Here is a 21,907-nt window from a genome sequence, read left to right on the forward strand (position 1 = left end):
CTCCCGGGATCAGGCGACGTCCGCCATTTTCTTCTGTTCCGACAGGGCCGCCACGGTGGCGGCCTGCTGCTTGCCGCCCAGCCAGCGCGCGCAGCGCTTGCCCAGGGTGTCGAGGTAGGTATACGCCACCGGCACCACGACCAGGGTCAGCAGGGTGGAGGTGATCACGCCGCCGATCACCGCGCGGCCCATGGGCGCCTGCGTTTCGCCGCCGTCGCCCAGGCCGATGGCCATGGGCAGCATGCCGAAGATCATGGCCAGCGTGGTCATCATGATAGGCCGCAGGCGCACCTGGCCGGCCTGCATGATGGCCTCGCGCTGGCCCAGGCCTTGCTGCTGGCCGTGGTTGGTGAAGTCCACCAGCAGGATGGCGTTCTTGGTCACCAGGCCCATCAGCATGATGAAGCCGATCACCGAGAAGATGTTCAGCGTGCTGCCGGTAATGAGCAGCGCCAGCAGCACCCCGATCAGCGACAGCGGCAGCGAGGTCATGATGGCGACCGGCTGCAGGAAGCTGCCGAACTGCGAGGCCAGTACCAGGTAGATGAAGATCACCGCCACGCCCAGCGCCGTGATGGCGCCGCCCATGGTTTCCGCCATTTGCTGGGCGTTGCCGGCCACGTCGAAGCGCACGCCGGGCGGCAGCGTGATCGACTTCATGGCTTTCTGCACGTCGGCGTCCACGTCGCCGCCGGGACGGCCTTCCACGCCGGCATACACCGCCACGCGGCGCTGCAGGGCCTGGCGTTTCAGCACCTGCGGGCTGGAGGAGGGGATGAATTCCACCACCTGGCGCAGCGGCACCATGCGCGGCGTGCCGTCGGCGTTGGTCTTGCTGGAGGCGATCGACAGGTCGGCCAGATCCATCACGCGCTGGCGTCCGGACTTGGGCAGCTGCACGTTGACTTCATAGTTCTGGCCGTCCGACGCCAGCCAGTGGCTGACCTTCTCGCCCGCCACGAAGGGCCGCAGCGCCGCGCCGATCTGCTGCACCGACAGGCCCAGGTCGCTGGCCAGCTCGTGGTTGATCTTGATCATGGTGGACGGGTTGGCGCCTTCCTGGCTGTATTCCAGGTCGGCCACGCCCTTGATCTTGCGCATCTTGTCCATCAATTCGCGCGCCACGGCGTCCAGCTTGCCTTCGTCGGTGCCCAGGATGGCGATGAAGATGGGCTTCTGGCCCACCGACAGCTGGATGCCGGCGATCGGCGCCAGCCGTTCGCGGATGGCTTTTTCCAGCTCTTTCTGCGAGCGGCGGTGGGTCTTCTTCACGTCCGTCAGCTTCAGGTTCACTTCGGCCGAGTTGCGGCCGTCGCGCGTGCCCACGTTGGACAGGATGCTGTCGATTTCCTTGAACGGCGCCAGCGCCGCCTCCACCTGCTTGACCTTGTCGTTGGTGTATTCCAGGCTGGAGCCGACCGGGGTCTTGAAGCGCATATTGACCCAGCCTTCGTCCGTTTCCGGGAACATCTCGCCGCCTATCATGGGCACCAGCAGCAGGCTGCCGGCGAAGATGGCGGCGGTGACCGCCAGCGTGGTCTTGCGCCAGTTCAGCGCCACGGCCAGTACCTTGCCGTACACCACATGCAGCCAGTCCACGCCGCGTTCGACGGCGTCCATGAAGCGGCCCAGCCAGGGCAGGTACTTGAAGCGGTTTTCCTCCGGGTCGGGCCAGACCGAGGACAGCATCGGGTCCAGGGTGAAGGAGACGAACAGCGACACCAGCACGGCCACCGCCACGGTAATGCCGAACTGCAGGAAAAAGCGGCCGATGATTCCGTCCATGAAGGCCACCGGGATGAACACGGCCACGATGGCGAAGGTGGTGGCCATGACGGCCAGGCCGATCTCGTTGGTGCCGTCCTCGGCCGCCTGATGGTGGTCCTTGCCCATGCCGAAGTGGCGCACGATGTTTTCGCGCACCACGATGGCGTCGTCGATCAGCAGGCCGATGCACAGCGACAGCGCCATCAGCGTCAGGAAGTTCAGCGTGAAGCCAAAGGCCTGCATGGCGATGAAGCTGGCCATGACGGATATCGGCAGGGTCAGGCCGGTGATGATGGTCGAGCGCCAGGACTTGAGGAAGAAGAACACGATCACCATGGTCAGCACGGCGCCTTCGATGATGGTGCGTTTCACGTTGTCGAGCTGGCTTTGCACGCGTTCGGACTGGGATTCGAGGATGTGCAGGCGGATGCCTTCCGGCAGCGTTTGCTGCAGGGCTTCGGCGGCCTTGCGCACGCCGTCGCCCACCACCACCACGTTGGCGTCCTGCACCTTGGTCACTTCCAGCGAAATGCCGGGCTTGCCGTTGATGCGCGAATACGATTGCGCCTCTTCCTCGCCGTCGACCACGCTGGCCACCTGGTCCAGGTAGACCGGGCCGTTGGCGCGGCGCGCCACGATGATCTTGTTGAACTCGCGCGCATCCTTGATCTTGCCTTCCACCCGCACCAGCTGCTCGGTGACGGACTGGCTGATGTTACCGGCCGGCAGGTTGGCATTGGTGCTCTGGATGGCGCGGATCACCTCGTCCACGCCGATGCCCTGGGCCGTCATCTCGTTGGGCTTCAGGCTGATCAGCACCTGGCGCTTGGTGGTGCCCAGCACGCGCACCTGGCCCACGCCGGCCACGTTCTGGAAGCGCTTGGTGATGATCTGGTCGGTCATGGTGGACAGCTCGCGCAGGCTGTGCTTGTCCGAGCTGAGCGAGAGCGTCACCACCGGGCGTTCATTGTCGCCTTCCTCGCGCGCGATGAAGGGGTCCTTGGCTTCCTTGGGGAAGCGCGGGCGCACCAGGGCCACCTTGTCGCGCAGCTCCTGCATGGCGCGGTCCATATTGGTGGACAGCTGGAATTCCAGGTAGACCCCGGCCCGGCCTTCCCAGGAGTTGGCGCGGATGGTCTTCACGCCGCTGACGGTGTTGACGATGTCTTCCACCGGCCGCGTGATGTCGTTCTCCACCGCTTCCGGCGAGGCGCCCGGATACTCGATCTCGATGGCGGCGAATGGCAGGCTGACGTTGGGCATGGATTCCACGCCCAGGCGCTGGTAGGCGAACAGGCCCAGCACCATGAGCGCCACCATCACCATGGTGGCGAACACCGGGTTTTTGATACTGACTTTGGTGATCCACATGGCTTAACTCCGCTGGCCAGGCGTGCTGGCCTTGGCGGTGGCGGTGGCCGGGGCCGGTGTCGGGACCTCGCCCGGCGGCACGGCCAGCTTCACCTTGGCGCCCGGCTTGACCGCATCCAGTTTGGCCACGATGACTTGCGCGCCGGCCTGCAGGCCCTCGGTCACCTCGGCGTAGCCGGTGTCGTCGTTGCGCAAGCCCAGGGTCACCGGCTGTGCCACCACCTTGCCCTGGTCCACCTTGTACACCACTTGCCGGCCGCCGTCGTTGCGCAGCGCGTCCACCGGCACCAGCGGCATCACGGCCGTGCGCTCGGTGACGATATGGCCCTTGGCGAACATGCCGCCCAGCAGGGCGCCATCCTTGTTTTCCACCGAAATATAGACCAGCATGGCGCGCGAGCCCGGCTCGGCGGTGGGGTTGATGCGCGCCACCTTGCCGTGGAATTCGCGCTGGAAGCCGTCGACCTTGAAGGCCACCTCCTGGCCGGTTTTCACGCGCGGGATTTCCGAGGTGGGCACTTGCGCTTCCAGGGTCAGCTCGGCCAGGTTGACGATGGTATAGACGGGCATGTCAGGCGAGACTTTTTCGCCCGCCTGCACATGACGTTTGGAAACGACGCCGCTCATCGGCGCGCGGATCACGCTGTCGTTCAGCGCGATGCGGGCCAGGTCCACCATGGCGCTGGCCGATTTCACGTTGGCGCGCGCCAGTTCCACGCCGTTGGCGGTGGTGTCGTAGGAGGTCGAGGAAATGTAATTCTGCTTGAGCAAGGCCTGGCTGTTGGCGTGGTTGCGGCTGGCCATGGCCAGCTTGGCCTGCGCCTCGTCCAGCATGGCTTGCTGCTGCGTCAGGCGGGCCTGCAGGTCGGCCTGGTCCAGCCGCGCCAGCACCTGGCCCTGGCTCACGGCCATGCCTTCGCGCACCATCGCTTCGCGCACCTCGCCCGATACCTTGGCCTTGATGGTGGCCTGGCTGATGGGGGCCAGCGAGCCGGACAGCGGCAGGCTGAGCGAGAGCGACTGCGCGCCGATGGCGGCCACGTCGGCAGCGGCCAGCTCGTACACGTCCGGGCCCTTGGCTTTCTTGTCGCCTGCCGGCGCGGCGGCGCCTGCGGCGGCAGGCGAGGCCGGTGCCGCAGCCTTGTTCCTGGATTGCAGGACGGTCCAGCCGCCGCCGGCCAGGGCCAGCACGATCAGGGCCACGGCCGGGGCGCGCCAGCGTTTGCCTGCCTTGTGGGCGGCTTGGGCGGGGCGGGGCGGCGGGGGCAAGGTCTCGATTTTCATTGTTTGTCTCTGGGAGGCCATTTTTGGATGTTGCCACTGTAGGCAATTTCAAGGCCCCGTACCATGCCGCTGCGACAAAGCGGCGAAAAGCGTGGCTGAACTGCAAAAAGCCGCGATAGGCGTGCCACGAGGCATTGTCAACCAGCGCACCTTTGACGGATCGCAAGGCATGTGCCATGGCCAGGGGTGAAGATGGCCGCAACGCCCCCTAGCGGGCACAACCCCGCAGAGGCCTCCGTGGAGCCACAAGAACGACATGACGCGCCGGCTCCGGCTGGGCCAGGGCAGGCTCTGGAGCAGCCCCTGCTGGGACAGCCCCAGCAACGGCCCGAGCAACAGCCCGAGCAGCAGCCCCAGCCCGCCGCCGTCCCGGTGCCCGATGCGCTCGACCTGATCTCCCGCCTGATCGACACCGTGGAGCCATCCCAGCTGGTGGCCGTGCATTGCATGGACGAAACGGGCAAGGTGTTGTTCTGGAACCGCAGCTGCGCCGAACTGTACGGCATACCTGCGGCCGACGCGCTGGCCCGGCCGCTGGCCGATCTGCTCAGCTACGAGCGCGCGGAGGAGTACGAGCAGGCGCTGGCGGATGCCTGGCGCAGCGGGCGCGCCAGGCCGGCCCGCGACTGGCAGGTGAGCACGGCCGCGGGCCGCCGGCTGTGGGTCAGCTCCACCTTGTTCCCGGTGACGCAGGACGGCGTGGTGCGGCAGATGTTTTGCGTGGATGCCGACATCACCGCGCGCCGCCTGCAGGAAGACGCGCTGCGCGCGGCCGGGGAAAATTTCCTGCAGCTGTACCTGCGCTCGAACGACGCCATCCTGATGCTGCAGGGCGAGCGCATCTCGGACTTGAACCCGGCCGCGCTGGCGCTGTTCAAGTGCGGCAACCGCGAGGAGATGGTGGGCCACCGGCTGCGCGACTTTTCCACGCCGCAAACGCCCCCGGGGCCGGACATGCCGCTGCCCGGTGCCGACGATGACCGCCAGGCGGACAGCAGCCTGCGCTACGACTGGCGCTTTCTCAACTGTGCGGGCGAGGCGTTCTGGGCCGAAGTGCTGATGACTTCGATTTCGCTGGACCACGGCTACCTGTTCTACGTGGTGGTGCGCGACATCAGCGCCCGCAAGCAGGCCGAACGCACGCTGCACCTGGCGGCGCAGGTGTTCGAGAACTGCCGCGACGCCATCGTGCTGACCGACCGCCACCGGTACATCATCGCAATCAACCGCTCGTACACCCTGATCACCAGCTACGCAGCCGAGGAAATGCTGGGCCGCCCGCTGGCGCTGCGCCGCAGCGGCCAGGACGCGCACGATTTCCAGCGCCAGGTCTGGCAGGAGATGGATGCCACCGGCCACTGGCAGGGCGAAGTCAGCTGCCGCCGCAAGAACGGCGAGCTGTTTCCCGGCTGGCTGTCGCTGACCACCATCCGCGACAGCGCGGACCGGGTCAGCAACTACATGGGCATGCTGTCCGACATCACCGACCGCAAGCGCAGCGAAGACCACACGCGCCACCTGGCCGAGCACGATTTCCTGACCGACCTGCCGAACCGCGTGCTGCTGCTGGACCGGCTCAGCCTGGGCCTGGCGGCGGCGCGCCGCAACCATACCATGCTGGCCATCCTGTTCATCGACCTGGACCGCTTCAAGGAAGTGAACGACACGCTGGGCCACCAGGTGGGCGACGAGCTGCTCAAGGAGATTGCCGCGCGGCTGGTGAAATGCGTGCGCGGCGCCGACACCGTGAGCCGCCAGGGCGGTGACGAATTCCTCATCATCCTGGCCGACATCGGCGGCGTGGACCACGCCGCGCACGTGGCCGGCAGCGTGCTGAGCGCCATCAGCCAGCCCTTCCAGCTGGGGCCGCACGCGCTGCACGTGTCCGGCTCCATCGGCATCAGCATCTATCCCAACGACGGCGACGGCATCGAGCAGCTGATCCATAACGCGGACGTGGCCATGTACCATGCCAAGGAGAGCGGGCGCAACGGCTTCCAGTTCTTCAATGCCGACATGCACGCCCAGATCGCCGAGCGGGTGCAGCTGGAAAACGGCTTGCGCCAGGCCTTGCGGACGCAGGAATTCGAGCTGGCCTTCCACGCCGAGCTGGACATCGCCAGCGGCGCGCCGGTGGGCGTGGAAGCGCTGCTGCGCTGGCGCCATCCCGAGCTGGGCCTGCTGCGCCCGGAGCGCTTCATGGGCGCCGCCGAGGATGCCGGCTTGATGGTCCCGATCGGCAACTGGGTCCTGCAGCAGGCTTGCCGCAGCGCGCGTCGCTGGCACGAGGCCGGCTTCCGGCTGGCGGTGGCGGTCAACTTGTCCGCCGCGCAGTTCGCCCAGAAGGGCTTGCCCGCCAGCGTGCGCGACGCGCTGGCCCAGTCCGGGCTGGAGCCGGGCTGCCTGGAGCTGGAGCTGACCGAGGCCATCATCATGAAAGGCGGGGCCGCCGCGCGGGACACGCTGCAAGCCCTGCACGGCCTGGGCGTGCGCCTCGCGATAGACGATTTCGGCACCGGCTATTCGCGGCTGGGCCACCTGAAGGACTACCCGGTGCACAAGCTGAAGATAGACCGGTCCTTTATCCACACGCTGGACGGCAACACTGCCGTCATCACCGCCATCGTGGCCATGGCGCGCAGCCTGAACATGGTGGCCATCGCGGAAGGGGTTGAAACGCAGGAACAGCTCAACTTCCTGCGCAGCGTGGGCTGCCACCAATACCAGGGCTACCTGGCCGACGCGCAGGTGCGCGCCAGTCCGCTGGCGCCGCTGCTGGCGGGTTACGGCTCCGCCTAACCCGCCCTACGGATGCATGTCCCATATGGCCTGGCGCCGTTTATGGTGTGCGTAGGGCGGGTTAGCCGCGCAGCGGCGTAACCCGCCAGCCGTCAGCGCAGCCGCAACCGCACCAGCACCTGCCCGTGATCCGAAGTCTCCGGCCGCTGCTGGCTCAAATGGTCGTTCATATACGCCACGTCATACACGGCACCGATGGCGCGCGGCGAATCCGGGTGAAACTCCTCGGACACCAGCACATGGTCGATGGTGCTGTAATGCCCCTCGTGCACGGTGGTATAGCCCACATGCCGCAAATGGTCCTGCCGCAGCTGGATCTGCGCGCAGTCGAACATGCGCCCGCGCAAGGCTTCGTCCGGCTCGCAGCCGGGGGCTGCCCCAGGGTTCGCCCCCAGCACAATGGTGGTGGTAACAGCGTCGGCCGTGTCGTTGAAATCGCCCATCACGATGCAGGGCCGTTTCCCGTCCTGCATCACCTTGCTCAGCAACACGCGCAGCGCCACCGCCTCGGTGCCGCGCCACACCAGCGAACGCAGGTTGGCCAGCGCATAGTGCAGCGGATCGTCGCCGCAGTCGTCGCGCCGGTAGTCGGGGCGGCGCGACTTCAGGTGCACCACCACCACGTCCACCACGGTCTCATTGCGCAGCACCACCTGCGCGTGCAGGGGCGCGCGCGCAAAGCGGTCGGAATCGGGATTGCCGGAATCGGACACCACCCCTTGCGGAAACTCCGCGTACACCGCGGGCGGCGCCGCCAGCGGCAGGCGCGACACCAGCGCCACATTGGGCGTCAGGCGGGTGGCGTGCGGGTCGGGGTCGAAGCCGGCGTGGATGGCGTCCTTGTATTTGCGGGTGCGCGAGAGCACGTCGCGCAGTGCAGCCTGGGAAAAGATTTCCTGGAAACCCACCACGTCGGCGTCCAGCTGGTCCAGCTGCTGCGCGGTCCACTCAACCTTGGCCTCGTATTCCTGTTCAGAAAGAGGCGGCAGGTTATCGTACAATTGAACGCCCGGCGGGGCGAGATTGCAGACGTTAAACGTGGCAAAGCGAATTTCTTCCCGCATAACGAAACTCCTATTGAACGGTTAGCGTATCACGGCATGGCCAAAAAAGAGCATATTTCAGAAACCCCGGCGACCCAGATGCTGCGCAAGCACAAGGTGGCCTTCTCCGAACACCCGTACGAATACGAAGAACACGGCGGCACCACGGTGTCCGCGCGCGAGCTGGGCGTGGACGAGCACGCCGTGGTCAAAACCCTGGTGATGCAGGACGAGGCGGCCAAGCCGCTGATCGTGCTGATGCACGGCGACTGCAAGGTGTCCACCAAGAACCTGGCGCGCGGCATCGGCTGCAAGTCGGTGGAGCCGTGCAAGCCGGAAGTGGCGCAGCGCCACTCCGGCTACATGGTGGGCGGCACCTCGCCGTTCGGCACCAAGAAGGCCATGCCGGTCTACGTGGAGGAAACCATCCTCGCGCTGGAGACGATTTACATCAACGGCGGGCGGCGCGGCTACCTGGTCGGCATCCGGCCGCAGGTGCTGCTGGACTTGATCCACGCCAAGCCCGTGCATTGCGCGCTGGCTGACTGAGCGCCGCTTGTTGTATAGTCATCAGCCGCGCCACGTGGGCGGGAAAAAATAGAACAAGGGTACGTATGAATACAGCACTGATAACAGTGGCCATGGCCGTGGGCGCCTACCTGCTGGGCTCGATCTCCTTTGCCGTGGTGGCAAGCAAACTGTTCGGCATCGCCGACCCGCGCACCTATGGTTCCAAGAACCCCGGCGCCACCAACGTGTTGCGAAGTGGCAACAAGAAAGCCGCCATCGCCACCCTGATCGGCGACGCCGCCAAGGGCTGGCTGGCGGTGTGGCTGGCGCTGCGCTACCAGGAGCAGCTGGGGGTGGACGACGCGGCCATCGCGCTGGTCGCCATCGCGGTATTCCTCGGCCATTTGTGGCCCATCTTCTTCCGCTTTGTTGGCGGCAAGGGCGTGGCAACCGCCGCCGGCGTGCTGCTGGGCCTGAACGTCTGGCTGGGCCTGGCGACCCTGGCCACTTGGCTGATCGTGGCCTACGCCTTCCGCTATTCCTCGCTGGCCGCGCTGGCCGCCGCCGTGTTCGCGCCGTTCTATTACGGCCTGCTGTTTGGCGTGGACGCCATCCTGATTGCCGTGGCGGCCATGACCATGCTGCTGCTGTTCCGCCATAGCGCCAATATCGCCAACCTGGTGGCCGGCAAGGAAAGCCGCATCGGCAGCAAGAGCGCCGGGGCTGCCAAGAAGAAGTAAGTTGAAATAGGCCGTGGCGGCCCCACCTTGCAGAGATTCACACTGCGAGACCGCCATGACCACCCCCATCAAAATCGATTTCGTTTCCGACGTTTCCTGCCCCTGGTGCGCCGTAGGCTTGAACGCGCTGGAAACCGCGCTCAAGAACATCGGCGCCGAGGCGGCCCCCGCGCTGCACTTCCAGCCCTTCGAACTGAACCCCAACATGGGGCCGGAAGGGCAGGACATCACCGAACACATCACCCAGAAATACGGCGCCACGCCCGAGCAGCAGGAGCAGTCGCGCGCCATGATACGGCAGCGCGGCGCCGACGTCGGCTTCGACTTCGCCATGGGCAAGCGCAGCCGCATCTACAACACCTTCGACGCGCACCGCCTGCTGCACTGGGCGGGCCTGGAAGGCGCGGACAAGCAGCGCGCGCTCAAGCACGCCCTGTTCAGCGCTTATTTCACGGAGGGCGAAGACCCCAGCGCGCACGCGGTGCTGCAGGCCGCCGCCGTCAAGGCCGGGCTGGACGCGGACGGCGCTGCCGCCGTGCTGGCCTCGGACCGCTACGCCGAGGAAGTGCGGGCGGCCGAGCAGTTCTACCAGAGCCAGGGCATCAACTCGGTGCCGGCCGTCATCATCAACGACCGCCACCTGATTTCCGGCGGCCAGCCGGCCGAGCTGTTCGAGCGCGCGCTGCGCCAGATCCTGGCCGAAGCCTGAGGCGGCCCGCCGATTTGCTGCCAGCGCGGGCTTGCGCTAAACTTGTCTATGTAGCACCGAAGCTTACAGACTAGACAAGCGCAACGACGCTACGAAGGGAAGGCTCATGCTGGCCGCAGAGAATATACATCCGTTGACTTTCGCAATTCCCCTGGACGACAGCCGACGCCTGGCAGCGCTGCAGCGCTACCAGGTGCGGGACGCGTCCCCCTCCACCACCGAAGACTTCGGCTTGCTCACCGATCTGGCCGCGCAGCTGTGCGGCGTGCCGTATGCCCTGATCACCCTGGTGGACGCCGAGCAGGCTTCCGTGCTGGCCTGCACCGGCCTGGCGCTGGACACGCTGCCGCGCGAGCACTGCTACTGCTCGCTGGCCGTGCTGGGCCAGCAAGCCACCGAGATCGAGGACCTGGCCGCCGACCCGCGCACCGCGCACATGCCGATGACGGTGTCCGCGCCCCACCTGCGCATGTACAGCAGCGTGGCGCTAACTACGCCGGACGGCCACGCCATCGGCACGCTGTGCGTGATGGACAGCCGGCCGGGCCGCCTGGACGCGGCGCAGGCGCACACCCTGCGCCGCCTGGCCGGGCAGGCCATGGCGCTGCTGGAGGCGCGCGCCGGGCGCCAGGCGCTGCGGCAAGCGCAAGCCCAGCTGGCCGAACTGGCCACCACCGACGAACTGACCGGCCTGCACAACCGCCGCTCGCTGCTGGGCAAGCTGAGTTTCGAAGTGGCGCGCACGCGCCGCTTTCGCACGCCGCTGTCGGCGCTGCTGATCGACCTGGACGGCTTCAAGGCCGTCAACGAACGCCACGGGCACGACGCGGGCGACCTGGTGCTGGCCAATGTGGGCCGCCTGGTGCACGAGAACGTGCGCGTGATCGACCTGGCCGGCCGCTACGGCGGCCAGGAAATCTGCGTGCTGCTGCCCAACACCCCGAAAGAGGGCGCGCTCAAGCTCGCCGACAATCTGCGCAGCAAGATCGCCGCGCAGATCCACCGCGAAGCCGGGCGTTTGCTGCCGGTCACGGCCAGCATCGGCGTCGGCTCGTTCAACCACATGGACATCAACGACGGCGACAGCCTGCTGCGCCAGGCCGAACAGGCGCTGGCGCGGGCCAAGGCCAACGGGCGCGACCGGGTAGAAAGCTGAAGTTCCGTCCCCTTTCAGGAGGCAGCCATGCCGAAAGCAATCTGGAACGGCGAAGTGATCGCCGAAGCGAATGACGACGAAGTGCAGATCGTGGAAAACAATGTCTACTTCCCGATCGACAAGGTCAGCGAAGAGTACCTGCAGGAAAGCGAGCACACCACCGTGTGCCCGTGGAAAGGCAAGGCCAACTACTACCACCTGCTGGTGGACGGCAAGGTCAACGAAAACGCCGCCTGGTTCTACCGCCAGCCGTCCGAGAAGGCCCAGCACATCAAGGACCACGTCGCCTTCTGGCACGGCGTCGAGGTGCAGCGCTAGTGCGCGGGCTGCAAGCCTGGCCCTGTCTGCAAAGCGCCCAGGATCTCCCACCCGCCGCCCGGGTGGCGCTTTGCAGGAAATGAATGGATAACATTACCCACACTGTCGTCGGCCTGGGCGTCGGCGAACTGGTGCAGCGCAGCCTGCCCGCCGAACCGGACCAAGCGGGCCAGCGCACGCGGCACAGGCTGCTCCTCACCGCCTGCGCCGCCGCCAGCAATTTCCCCGACCTCGACCTCTTTCTGACCAGGCTGCTGCCGGACCCGCTCGGCTACCTGCTGCATCATCGCGGCCATACTCACACGCTGCTGTATGAAGTGCCGCAGGCGCTGCTGCTGGTGGCGTTGCTCTGGCTGCTGTGGCCGAACGCCCGCGCGCTGCTGCGGCGCAGCCATCAGGCCCGCATCGGGCTGGGCGCGGCGGTCGTGCTCGGCTTCCTGCTGCACATCGGCATGGACTTCCTCAATTCCTACGGCGTGCACCCGTTCTACCCCTTCGACGGGCGCTGGTTCTACGGCGACGTGATTTTCATCGTCGAACCCGTGTTCTGGGTGGCGTTCGGCGTGCCGCTGATCATGGCGGTCGGGTTGCCGTGGCTGCGCTGGCTGATGCTGGCCGGGCTGGCGGCGGCGCTGTGCTTCTTCGCGTCGCGCGGCTACCTGGGCGCACTGTCGCTGGCGCTCTTGCTGGCGCTGGGCGCCGGCATGGCCGTGCTCAAGGCCGCGCGGCGCCGCAGCCGGCGCGCCATGGCGCTGGCGCTGGCGGTCAGCGTGGCCTTCGTCTGCGCGCAGGGCGTGGCCAGCGGGGTAGGGCGCCAGCGCGTGCTGGCGGCGTTGCAGGCGGCCGATCCGCAGGTGCGCATCCACGACATCGCGATGACGGCATTCCCCGCGCAGCCGCTGTGCTGGGCCTTCGTCTCCTTCGAGGCCAACGAAGCGGCCGGCAGCTATCGCCTGCGGCGCGGCCTGGTCAGCCTGGCGCCGGCCTGGCTGCCGCCACAGCAATGCCCGTCCGGCCTGCTGGACCCGCAGCCGCACAGCGCGGCCGTGCCCGGCATCGAGCTCTATGGCCAGGCCGGCGGCAGTCTGGCCGAACTGCGCAGCCAGGGCGCGGCCAACTGCTGGCTGGCCGCCTGGATGCGCTTCGCGCGCATGCCCGCCATCGCCGACGGCGTGGCCAGCGACATGCGCTTCGCCACCACCCCGCGCGGCAATTTCACCACGCTGGACCTGGCCGCCACGGCAGGCCGCGCCTGTCCCGCCGACGTGCCCGCCTGGACCCCGCCTCGCGCGGCCCTGCTGGCCCGCTAGCGCCGCCCGGCCTGCCATAGTTGCGCCAGCACAGCAGCCTGAGCCGCATTTTCTCCCACTTCGGGGTCAGACCCCGAAGTAGGCGAAAATGCGGCTCAGCTCGCTGTAGCGTGCAGACGGCGGGGGAGGGGCGCGGTATGATGGCGCGGACCTTGTAACCGGCACTGACCATGACGCCTACCGAATCTCCTCCCCATGCAGCGCCGGCGCCGGCCGATGCGTCGGCCGATCCGTGGCAGCGCTACGGCAAGCCGGACGGCGGCTGGCGCGCCAGCCTGTATGCGGTGATCTTCGAGTCCGATACCCACGCGGGCCGGCTGTTCGACCTGGCCCTGATCGGCGCCATCGTGCTGAGCGTGCTGGTGGTGGTGCTGTCGAGCATGGCGCCGGTGGCGCGCGAGCATGCAACCTTGCTGAAAGTGGCGGAGTGGTTCTTCACGCTGCTGTTCACTGTGGAGTACATCGGCCGCCTGCTGTGCGTGCGGCGCCCGCTGCGCTATGCGCGCAGCTTCTTCGGCGTGATCGACCTGCTGGCCGTGCTGCCCAGCTATGCGTCGCTGCTGGTGCCGGGCGCCCACGTGCTGCTTGATATCCGCATCCTGCGCCTGCTGCGCATGTTCCGCATCCTCAAGCTGACGCTCTACATCCAGGAGTACAGCATGCTGGGCCGCGCGCTGATGGCGAGCCGGCGCAAGATCCTGGTTTTCCTGTCGGTGGTGATGATGGTGGTGTTCCTGCTGGGTACGGTGATGTACCTGGTGGAGGGGCCGCGGCACGGCTACACCAGCATCCCGACTGCCGTCTATTGGGCCATCAGCACGGTGACCACGGTGGGCTTCGGCGACCTGGTGCCCAAGACCGACCTGGGGCGCGGTGTGGCCTCGCTGATGATGCTGCTGGGCTGGGGCATCCTGGCGGTGCCGACCGGCATCATCAGCTCGGAGATCACGCACCAGCGCAGCACCGGCTACGCGCCGCTGCGGCGCTGCCCGGCGTGCCGCGCGGAAGGGCACGAGCTGCTGGCGCGCTACTGCAAGGATTGCGGCGGCGCCTTGCCGGCGTCCCCGGTGCCGCCCGTGGCACAGGGTGCGCCGGCTGCGCCCGCCGCACCGCCCCAGGCTTAGGCCGCCTGCTGCTGTACGTCGTCGTGGTCGGTGGACAGCGACAGCGCCAGCCATTCGCCCAGTTCCTGCTCGACGAAGCGGTTTTTCTCGCGCACCATGCGCACCGTGTCGCTGCCCAGCAGCAAGCGCACCGGCGGCCGGGCCGCGTCGGCCAGCTTGAGGATGGCCAGCGACAGCTTGCGCGGGTCGCCCGGCTGTTTCAGGCTGACGCTGGCGGCAAAGCTGCGCATGGCGCCCACGGTGCCGGCGTAGTCGTCCAGCTGCGCGGCGGTGGACACCAGCGAGTTCCCCTCCAGGAATTCGGTGCGGAAATAGCCCGGTTCCACCACCGTCACATGGATGCCCAGCGGCCGCACTTCCTCGGCCAGCGCTTCGCTGATGCCCTCGACCGCGAACTTGGTGGAGCCGTACAAGCCCCAGCCGGCCGCTGCCGTGTAGCCGCCCACGGACGAGATATTCATCACGTGGCCGCTGCCCTGGCGGCGCATGTGGGGCAGCACGGCGCGCGTGACGTTGAGCAGGCCGAAGACATTGGTGTCGTACAGCGCACGCACTTCCGCATCGCCGGCCTCCTCGACCGCGCCCAGCAGGCCGTAGCCTGCATTGTTGACCAGTACGTCGATGCGGCCGAAGCGGTCCACGGCGGCGCGCGCGGCCAGCACGGCGGCTGCCTCCTGCGTCACGTCCAGGCGCAGGGCCAGCAGATTGGGGTGCTCCCCCAGCGCATCGATGATGGCTTGCGGGTTGCGGGCGGTGGCGGCCACGCTGTCGCCGCGCGCCAGCGCGTCCCTGGCCATCAGGACGCCGAAGCCGCGGGATGCACCAGTGATAAACCATACTTTGGACATGCTGTTCTCCTTGAGAGGTGGTGGGTTGATGGGGGCAAGTTTAGGCCGGCTGCCTCTGCTACACTAGATACTGTAAAGACGTTTGATCTTCATCTCCTGGTTGTAAATGGATACCACCCGCGTCATCACCCTGTTCATCGCCGTGGTCCGCGCCGGCAGCTTCAGCCAGGCGGCGGCCGAGCTCGGCCTGTCGCCGCAGGCGGTCAGCAAGGCCGTGCGCCAGCTGGAGGGCAACCTCGGCGTGCGCCTGTTCCACCGCACCACGCGCAGCCTGAGCCTGACGGAGGAGGGCACGCGCCTGTTCGAGCTGGCCAACCCCGGCCTGCGCCTGCTGGACGAGGCGCTGGAGCACGTGCGCAACAGCCGCAGCGACATGGACGGCATGATCCGCGTGGCTGCGCCCACCTCCTTCGGCCGCCACATGCTGATCCCGCTGGTGCGCGACTTCCAGGACCTGCACCCCGGCGTGCAGTTCGACCTGCTGCTGGAAGACCATTTCACGGACCTGATCGAAGCCAAGATCGACGTCGGCTTCCGTGGCGGCAATCCGCCCGAGCGCAACCTGATCTCGCGCCGCATCGGCCAGCTGGCGCTGATGGTGTGCGCGGCGCCGGCCTATATTGCCCGCCACGGCGCGCCGCGCAGCGTGGACGAGCTGGCGGCGCACCGCTGCACCGGCTTCCGCCAGCCCAACACGGGCCGCCTGATGCCGTGGGAACTGCACGTCGAGGGCGGCACCATCTACAAGGACATCCCGGCCGTCGCCAGCTTCAATACCGCCGAGGCCGAGGCCGAGGCGGTCCTGGCCGGCATGGCGATCGGCCAGCTGGCCGGCTATATGGCGGCGGAGCATGTGCAGGCCGGCACGCTGGTGCACCTGCTGCCGTCCACCACGGTGGCCAGCGGCGCCATCTATATGTACTACCAGCAGCGCACGCAGATGCCGCAGCGCGTGCGCGAATTCATCGATTTCGCTTCGGAGCACGCCCCCGGCCTGTTCCCGAAGATTCAACTTGAAAAGCGCTGACATGGACCGTTTGCATTTGATGGGGGTGTTTGTCGCCGTGGGCGAGGAGCAGAGTTTCGCCGGCGGCGCGCGCCGGCTGGGGATGTCGCCGCCGGCCGTCACGCGCGCCATCGCCACCCTGGAAGAGCGCCTCGGCGTGCGCCTGCTGGACCGCAGCACGCGCCACGTGCGCGTCACCGAGGCCGGCCAGCGCTACCTGGACGATGCGCGCCGCATCATCGCCGAGGTGGACGAGGCCGACGAGGCGGCCGCCGGCAGCAACGCCGCCCCGCGCGGCCACCTGTCGGTGACGGCGCCGGTGCTGTTCGGCCGCCAGTACATCACGCCCGGCATCGTCGAGTACCTGCGGCGCTACCCGGGCATGGAGGTGAGCGCCATGTTCGTCGACCGCGTGACCAATATGATGGAAGAGGGCATCGATGTGGCGGTGCGCATCGGCGAGCTGCCCGACTCCAGCCTGCGCGCCGTTCCGGTGGGACAGGTGCGGCGCGTGATCTGCGCGGCGCCTGCCTACCTGGCCGAACACGGCGCGCCGGCCGTGCCCGAGGACCTGGCGCGGCACGTCATCGTCGCCTCGTCCGGCTCCAGCACGCCGCCGGACTGGCGCTTCGCCAACGCGGGGCGCAGCCAGTCGCTGCGCATCAAGCCGCGCCTGGTGGTCAACAGCAACGACGCGGCCATCGAGGCAGTGCGGCGCGGCTTCGGCATCACGCGCCTGCTGTCCTACCAGGCCGAGGCCCTGCTGGCCTCCGGCGAGCTGACTTTGTTGTTGGAGGAGTACGCCACGCCGGGCGTGCCGGTCAGCATCGTGCACCGCGACAGCCGCCAGGGCTCGGCCCGCATCCGCAGTTTCGTCGCCCTGATGGCCGAGCGCCTGCGGGCGGAACCCATTTTGGCGCCTTCCGCCTAGCCTGCCAGCTTGCGGTGCGCCTGCTTTTGGTGCGCCGCACAATGTCGGTGCTGAAAATACACTGTGTTCCCCGCGTTTGACGGCTGCTGCCCCGGAATTGCCCTGGCACAGCTATTGCAAAGCTAGTGGCAGGGCAGGCGTCCGCCTGCCGCAGTTCACAAACTAGCATGGGGATATGATGGACAGCAAAATCAGCTTGACTCGCCGCAGCCTGTTGAAAGCCGGCGCCGCCACTGCAATCTCCGGCCTTGCCACGCAAGGGGTCTGGGCCGCCGGCTCCGACAAGCCTGAAAAAGAAGAAGTCAAAGTGGGCTTTATTCCGCTGACCGATTGCGCCTCGGTGGTGATGGCGTCCGTGCTGGGCTTCGACCGCAAGTACGGCATCAAGATCGTGCCCAGCAAGGAATCGTCCTGGCCCAGCGTGCGCGACAAGCTGGTCAACGGTGAACTGGATGCGGCGCACGTGCTGTACGGCCTGGTGTACGGCGTGCACCTGGGCGCCGGCGGTCCGAAGAAGGACATGGCAGTGCTGATGAACCTGAACCACAACGGCCAGGCCATCACGCTGTCGAAGAAAGTGGCCGACAAGGGCGCGGTGGACGGCGCCTCCCTGGCCGCGCTGATGAAGAAAGACCCGCGCGAATACTCCTTCGCCCAGACCTTCCCCACCGGCACCCACGCCATGTGGCTGTACTACTGGCTGGCCAGCTACGGCATCAACCCCATGAAGGACGCCAAGACCATCACCGTGCCGCCGCCGCAAATGGTGGCCAATATGCGCATCGGGAATATGGACGGCTTCTGCGTGGGCGAACCGTGGAACCACCGCGCCATCGTGGACGGCATCGGCATCACCGCCACCACCACCCAGGACATCTGGCGCGACCACCCGGAAAAGGTGCTGGGCACCAGCGCCGAGTGGGTCAAGAAGTATCCCAACACGGCGCGCGCGCTGACCGCCGCCATCCTCGACGCCGGCCGCTGGATCGACGCCTCGCTGTCGAACAAGCTGAAGATGGCCGAAACCATCGCCGACAAGTCCTATGTGAACACCTCGGTGGACGTGATCAACCAGCGCATCCTGGGCCGCTACCAGAACGGCCTGGGCAAGACCTGGGACGACCCGAACGCGATGAAATTCTTCAACGACGGCGCGGTGAACTTCCCCTACCTGTCGGACGGCATGTGGTTCCTCACGCAGCAGAAGCGCTGGGGCCTGCTGAAAGCCGAGCCGGACTACCTGGCCGTGGCCACGCAGATCAACCAGATCGACGTCTACAAGGACGCCGCGGCCATGGCCAAGGTGGCGGTGCCCAAGTCCGCCATGCGCAGCGTGAAGCTGCTCGACGGCACCGTCTGGGACGGCAAGAACCCCAAAGCCTACGCCGATTCATTCAAGATCAAAGCATAAGGAGCAGCCATGAGCGCAGTCCTGCACACCATCTCCGCCGTGCCCGTGGAAGAAGCGGCGCCGCCCAAGCCCCCGCGCAGCGCGCGCATCGCCGCCAAGGGCATCAAGCTCGAATCGGGCAGCGCCCGCATGCGGCCCTACGTGATGAAATACCTGCCGCCCGTGATCGGCCTGGCGCTGCTGGTGCTGGCCTGGCAGATCCTGGCCTCGAAGAACAGCAGCTTCCCCACCCCCTGGGCCACCTGGGAGGAAGCGGTGAAGCTGTTCTCCGACCCGTTCTACCGCAAGGGCCCGAACGACCAGGGCATAGGCTGGAACGTGCTCGCCTCGCTGCAGCGCGTGGGCGTGGGCTTCGGCCTGGCCGCGCTGGTGGGCATCCCGCTCGGCTTCATCATCGGCCGCTTCAAGTTCATGTACGGCATGTTCAGCCCCATCATCAGTTTGCTCAAGCCGGTGTCGCCGCTGGCCTGGCTGCCGATCGGCCTGCTGGTCTTCAAGGCCGCCGATCCTGCCGCCATCTGGTCGATCTTCATCTGCTCGATCTGGCCGATGATCATCAACACCGCCGTCGGCGTGCAGCGCGTGCCGCAGGACTACCTGAACGTGGCGCGCGTGCTCAGCCTGTCGGAGTGGAAGATCGTCACCAAGATCCTGCTGCCGTCCGTGCTGCCCTATATGCTCACCGGCGTGCGCCTGGCCATCGGCACCGCCTGGCTGGTGATCGTCGCGGCCGAGATGCTGACCGGCGGCGTGGGGATCGGCTTCTGGGTCTGGGACGAATGGAACAACCTGAACGTGCCGCACATCCTGATCGCCATCGGCGTGATCGGCGTGGTCGGGCTGCTGCTGGAATGGGCGCTGGTGTCGCTGGCCAAAGCCTTCACCTACGAACAAGTGGAGAACTGATATGAGTGCGAACAAATTCATCGACATCAGCAACGCCGACATGGTGTTCAACACCAGGAAGGGCCAGTTCCATGCGCTGGCCGAGGTCAGCCTGACGGTGGAGCAGGGCGAGTTCATCACCCTGATCGGCCACTCCGGCTGCGGCAAGTCCACCTTGCTCAACCTGATCGCCGGCCTCACTACACCGACCGGCGGCATCATGATCTGCAACGGCCGCGAGATCGCGGGGCCCTCGCCGGAGCGCGCGGTGGTGTTCCAGAACCACTCGCTGCTGCCCTGGCTCACCTGCTTCGAGAACGTCTACCTGGCGGTGGAGCGCGTGTTCAGCGCCAGGGAAAGCAACAAGCAGCTGCAGGAACGCACCTGGGCCGCGCTGGCGCTGGTGGGCCTGACGCCGGCGGCCGGCAAGCGGCCGCATGAAATCTCGGGCGGCATGAAGCAGCGCGTCGGCATCGCCCGCGCGCTGGCGATGGAGCCGAAAGTGCTGCTGATGGACGAACCGTTCGGCGCGCTGGACGCGCTCACCCGCGCCCACCTGCAGGACGAGCTGCTGCGCATCGTGGCGGCCACCGGCTCGACGGTGGTGATGGTGACGCACGACGTGGACGAGGCGGTGCTGCTGTCGGACCGCATCGTGATGATGACCAACGGCCCGGCGGCCACCATCGGCGACATCGTGCAAGTGCGCCTGGCGCGCCCGCGCGACCGCTTGGCGCTGGCGCAGGACCCGCTCTACATCGACTACCGCACCAGCGTGCTGGAGTTCCTGTACCACCGCCAGGGGCGCCCGGCGCAGAAGGCCGCGTGAACGCCCGGCGGGTTACGGTGCTGCGCACCTAACCCGCCCTACGTGCGCGTGCCCATCGTACCCACCGTACCCACCGTACCCACCGTACCCACCGTACCCACCGTACCCACCGTACCCACCGTACCCACCGTACCCCCACCGTACCCACCGTACCCACCGTACCCACCGTACCCACCGTACCCATCTTGCCCACCGTGACCATCTTGCCCACCGTACCCATCATGGCCCTCGTGCCCCTCGTAGGGCGGGTTAGGCGGAACGCCGTAACCCGCCGTGCTTAAACGACCCGCAGCTCATCCAGCGGCCAGCGCGGCCGCACATTGAAGGAATAGTCCTTCTGCGCCGCGTCCGGGTTAATCATCAGCCGCCTGGCGCCCGCGAACGCGATCATGGCGCCGTTATCGGTGCAGAACTCCAGCTCCGGGTAAAACACCTTGAAGCGCTTCTTGGCGGCCGCCGCGTTCAGCGACGCGCGCAGCTGCGCGTTGGCGCCCACGCCGCCGGCGATCACCAGGCGCTTCAAGCCCGTGTGCTTGAGCGCCGACACGCACTTGGCCGTGAGCACCTCCACGATCGCATCGACAAAGCCGCGCGCGATGTCGGCCTTGTCCTGCTCGCAGATATTGGCGATCACTTTTTCCTCGTGGTTCTTCACCACCGTCAGCACCGCCGTTTTCAGGCCGGAAAAGCTGAAATTGAAATCCTTGGTGTGCATCATCGGGCGCGGCAGCTTGTAGGCGGACGGGTCGCCGAACTCGGCCAGGCGCGAAATGGCCGGTCCGCCCGGATAGCCCAGGCCCAGCAGCTTGGCCGACTTGTCGAAGGCCTCGCCGGCCGCGTCGTCCAGGGTCTCGCCCAGCAAGGTGTACTGGCCCACGCCGTCCACCCGCATCAGCTGCGTGTGGCCGCCCGATACCAGCAGCGCGATGAAGGGAAACGCCGGCGGCTCCGAGGCCAGCAGCGGCGACAGCAGGTGGCCTTCCAGGTGGTGCACGCCCAGCACCGGCTTGTCCAGCGCCATGCCCAGGCTGCAGGCAATGGACGAGCCCACCAGCAGCGCGCCGGCCAGGCCGGGCCCCTGCGTATAGGCGATGGCGTCGATGTCGGCCAGCCGCTTGCCGGCGCCGGTCAGCGACTGCTCCAGCAGCGGGATGGCGCGGCGGATATGGTCGCGCGAGGCCAGCTCGGGCACCACGCCGCCGTACTCCTCGTGCATCGCAACCTGGGAATACAGGGCATGGGACAGCAGGCCGCGCTCGGTGTCATACAGAGCCAGGCCGGTTTCGTCACAGGAGGATTCAACGCCGAGAACGATCATTGGAACAGTGCAAAGTGAAAGGGGAATCCGCCATTGTAATGGAAAGCGCGCCCGGCCCGCACCAAAGCCGCCCGCGCCGCACCGCCGCAGGGCGCACGCCCAGGCAGCCTGAGCCGCATTTTGGCCACTTTCGGGGTCAGACCCCGAAGCGGGCCAAAATGCGGCTCAGCTTGCCGGGGGTGGCATTGGTCTTGCTTTAGAGGAAACATACGACTTGAAGGAGCCTGGGCCATGGCTGAGTATTGGAAACTGATCTGCAAGCTGAAGGACATCCCGCCGCAGGGCGTGCGGCGGGTGCCGCGCGGGCTGGCGTGGCAGGAACTGCCCGGCGTGGCGGTGATACGCACCCTGGACGACCAGGTGTTTGCCGTGCTCGACGGCACCGCCCCCGACCAGGCGGGCGTGCGCCACTACGCCGTCAAGCTGGAGGAGGGCAGGATCTATCTGGACTTGAATGAACTGAACGCCCCGGCCAGCCGCGCGGAGGCGGCGTTGGCGGGGGCGTTCGGTGTCGCCCCGCATGTGGGGGCGAATTCCTGGACGTAGGG

The 21,907-nt window shown here is 67.2% G+C and carries 19 protein-coding genes; 14 read left to right on the forward strand and 5 right to left on the reverse strand.

The window, feature by feature from the left end; translation table 11 throughout:
• Positions 1-9: 9 nt before the first annotated feature.
• Both ASC94_RS08290 and ASC94_RS08295 read right to left on the reverse strand, forming a co-directional pair.
• Positions 10-3,138: an efflux RND transporter permease subunit gene (locus ASC94_RS08290; RefSeq protein ID WP_056393205.1), complete on the reverse strand. Its 3,129-nt coding sequence runs from the start codon at positions 3,136-3,138 to the stop codon at positions 10-12.
• A 3-nt stretch (positions 3,139-3,141) separates the two neighbouring features.
• Positions 3,142-4,422, reverse strand: a complete 1,281-nt coding sequence (locus tag ASC94_RS08295) for an efflux RND transporter periplasmic adaptor subunit (protein ID WP_056393208.1) — start codon at positions 4,420-4,422, stop codon at positions 3,142-3,144.
• Between the two features lie 237 nt (positions 4,423-4,659).
• On the opposite strand from ASC94_RS08295, the gene ASC94_RS08300 reads away from it, so the two are divergent.
• The gene (locus ASC94_RS08300) at positions 4,660-7,221 is read left to right on the forward strand and encodes an EAL domain-containing protein (RefSeq protein ID WP_229417211.1); all 2,562 of its coding nucleotides are present in this window, start codon (positions 4,660-4,662) and stop codon (positions 7,219-7,221) included.
• Positions 7,222-7,313: 92 nt separating this feature from the next.
• On the opposite strand, the gene ASC94_RS08305 is transcribed toward ASC94_RS08300, so the two are convergent.
• The gene (locus tag ASC94_RS08305) at positions 7,314-8,285 is read right to left on the reverse strand and encodes an endonuclease/exonuclease/phosphatase family protein (RefSeq protein ID WP_056393213.1); all 972 of its coding nucleotides are present in this window, start codon (positions 8,283-8,285) and stop codon (positions 7,314-7,316) included.
• Positions 8,286-8,321: 36 nt separating this feature from the next.
• Between ASC94_RS08305 and ybaK the strand changes: the two genes are divergently transcribed.
• From ybaK to ASC94_RS08340, 7 genes are all read left to right on the forward strand, one after another.
• On the forward strand, positions 8,322-8,813 hold the full coding sequence (gene ybaK, locus ASC94_RS08310; RefSeq protein ID WP_056393217.1) for a Cys-tRNA(Pro) deacylase: 492 nt from the start codon (positions 8,322-8,324) through the stop codon (positions 8,811-8,813).
• Positions 8,814-8,878: 65 nt separating this feature from the next.
• Positions 8,879-9,514, forward strand: coding sequence for a glycerol-3-phosphate 1-O-acyltransferase PlsY (gene plsY / locus ASC94_RS08315; protein WP_056393219.1), 636 nt, complete (start codon positions 8,879-8,881; stop codon positions 9,512-9,514).
• Between the two features lie 55 nt (positions 9,515-9,569).
• The gene (locus ASC94_RS08320) at positions 9,570-10,223 is read left to right on the forward strand and encodes a DsbA family oxidoreductase (protein ID WP_056393222.1); all 654 of its coding nucleotides are present in this window, start codon (positions 9,570-9,572) and stop codon (positions 10,221-10,223) included.
• 133 nt (positions 10,224-10,356) lie between these two features.
• Positions 10,357-11,379 (forward strand): sensor domain-containing diguanylate cyclase, encoded by a 1,023-nt coding sequence (locus tag ASC94_RS08325; RefSeq protein ID WP_229417212.1) that lies wholly within the window; start codon positions 10,357-10,359, stop codon positions 11,377-11,379.
• Positions 11,380-11,406: 27 nt separating this feature from the next.
• Positions 11,407-11,697: a DUF427 domain-containing protein gene (locus ASC94_RS08330; RefSeq protein ID WP_056393228.1), complete on the forward strand. Its 291-nt coding sequence runs from the start codon at positions 11,407-11,409 to the stop codon at positions 11,695-11,697.
• Between the two features lie 83 nt (positions 11,698-11,780).
• Complete coding sequence (locus ASC94_RS08335) at positions 11,781-13,007, forward strand: metal-dependent hydrolase (RefSeq protein WP_056393230.1); 1,227 nt, start codon at positions 11,781-11,783, stop codon at positions 13,005-13,007.
• Between the two features lie 170 nt (positions 13,008-13,177).
• On the forward strand, positions 13,178-14,131 hold the full coding sequence (locus ASC94_RS08340; RefSeq protein WP_082616354.1) for an ion transporter: 954 nt from the start codon (positions 13,178-13,180) through the stop codon (positions 14,129-14,131).
• Here the strand turns inward: ASC94_RS08340 and ASC94_RS08345 are convergent.
• A complete protein-coding gene (locus tag ASC94_RS08345) occupies positions 14,128-14,979 on the reverse strand; it encodes an oxidoreductase (protein WP_056393233.1) in 852 nt (283 codons plus the stop codon). The two genes, ASC94_RS08340 and ASC94_RS08345, sit on opposite strands and share 4 nt — an antisense overlap.
• A gap of 106 nt (positions 14,980-15,085) precedes the next feature.
• Between ASC94_RS08345 and ASC94_RS08350 the strand changes: the two genes are divergently transcribed.
• The 5 genes from ASC94_RS08350 (at position 15,086) to ASC94_RS08370 (ending at position 20,041) form a co-directional block, all read left to right on the forward strand.
• Positions 15,086-16,006, forward strand: coding sequence for a LysR family transcriptional regulator (locus tag ASC94_RS08350; RefSeq protein WP_056393235.1), 921 nt, complete (start codon positions 15,086-15,088; stop codon positions 16,004-16,006).
• 1 nt (position 16,007) lies between these two features.
• Positions 16,008-16,916 (forward strand): LysR family transcriptional regulator, encoded by a 909-nt coding sequence (locus ASC94_RS08355; protein WP_056393238.1) that lies wholly within the window; start codon positions 16,008-16,010, stop codon positions 16,914-16,916.
• Positions 16,917-17,094: 178 nt separating this feature from the next.
• Positions 17,095-18,327, forward strand: coding sequence for a CmpA/NrtA family ABC transporter substrate-binding protein (locus tag ASC94_RS08360; protein ID WP_373888110.1), 1,233 nt, complete (start codon positions 17,095-17,097; stop codon positions 18,325-18,327).
• 9 nt (positions 18,328-18,336) lie between these two features.
• Entirely contained in the window at positions 18,337-19,233 is an 897-nt protein-coding gene (gene ntrB / locus ASC94_RS08365) for a nitrate ABC transporter permease (RefSeq protein ID WP_056393242.1), read from the forward strand.
• 1 nt (position 19,234) lies between these two features.
• Positions 19,235-20,041 (forward strand): ABC transporter ATP-binding protein, encoded by an 807-nt coding sequence (locus ASC94_RS08370; RefSeq protein ID WP_056393245.1) that lies wholly within the window; start codon positions 19,235-19,237, stop codon positions 20,039-20,041.
• A 277-nt stretch (positions 20,042-20,318) separates the two neighbouring features.
• On the opposite strand, the gene tsaD is transcribed toward ASC94_RS08370, so the two are convergent.
• Positions 20,319-21,359, reverse strand: coding sequence for a tRNA (adenosine(37)-N6)-threonylcarbamoyltransferase complex transferase subunit TsaD (gene tsaD, locus ASC94_RS08375; RefSeq protein WP_056393246.1), 1,041 nt, complete (start codon positions 21,357-21,359; stop codon positions 20,319-20,321).
• A gap of 231 nt (positions 21,360-21,590) precedes the next feature.
• Between tsaD and ASC94_RS08380 the strand changes: the two genes are divergently transcribed.
• Positions 21,591-21,905, forward strand: coding sequence for a hypothetical protein (locus ASC94_RS08380; RefSeq protein ID WP_056393248.1), 315 nt, complete (start codon positions 21,591-21,593; stop codon positions 21,903-21,905).
• Positions 21,906-21,907: the final 2 nt, after the last annotated feature.

The organism is Massilia sp. Root418 (assembly GCF_001425265.1).
GTDB lineage: Bacteria > Pseudomonadota > Gammaproteobacteria > Burkholderiales > Burkholderiaceae_D > Rugamonas.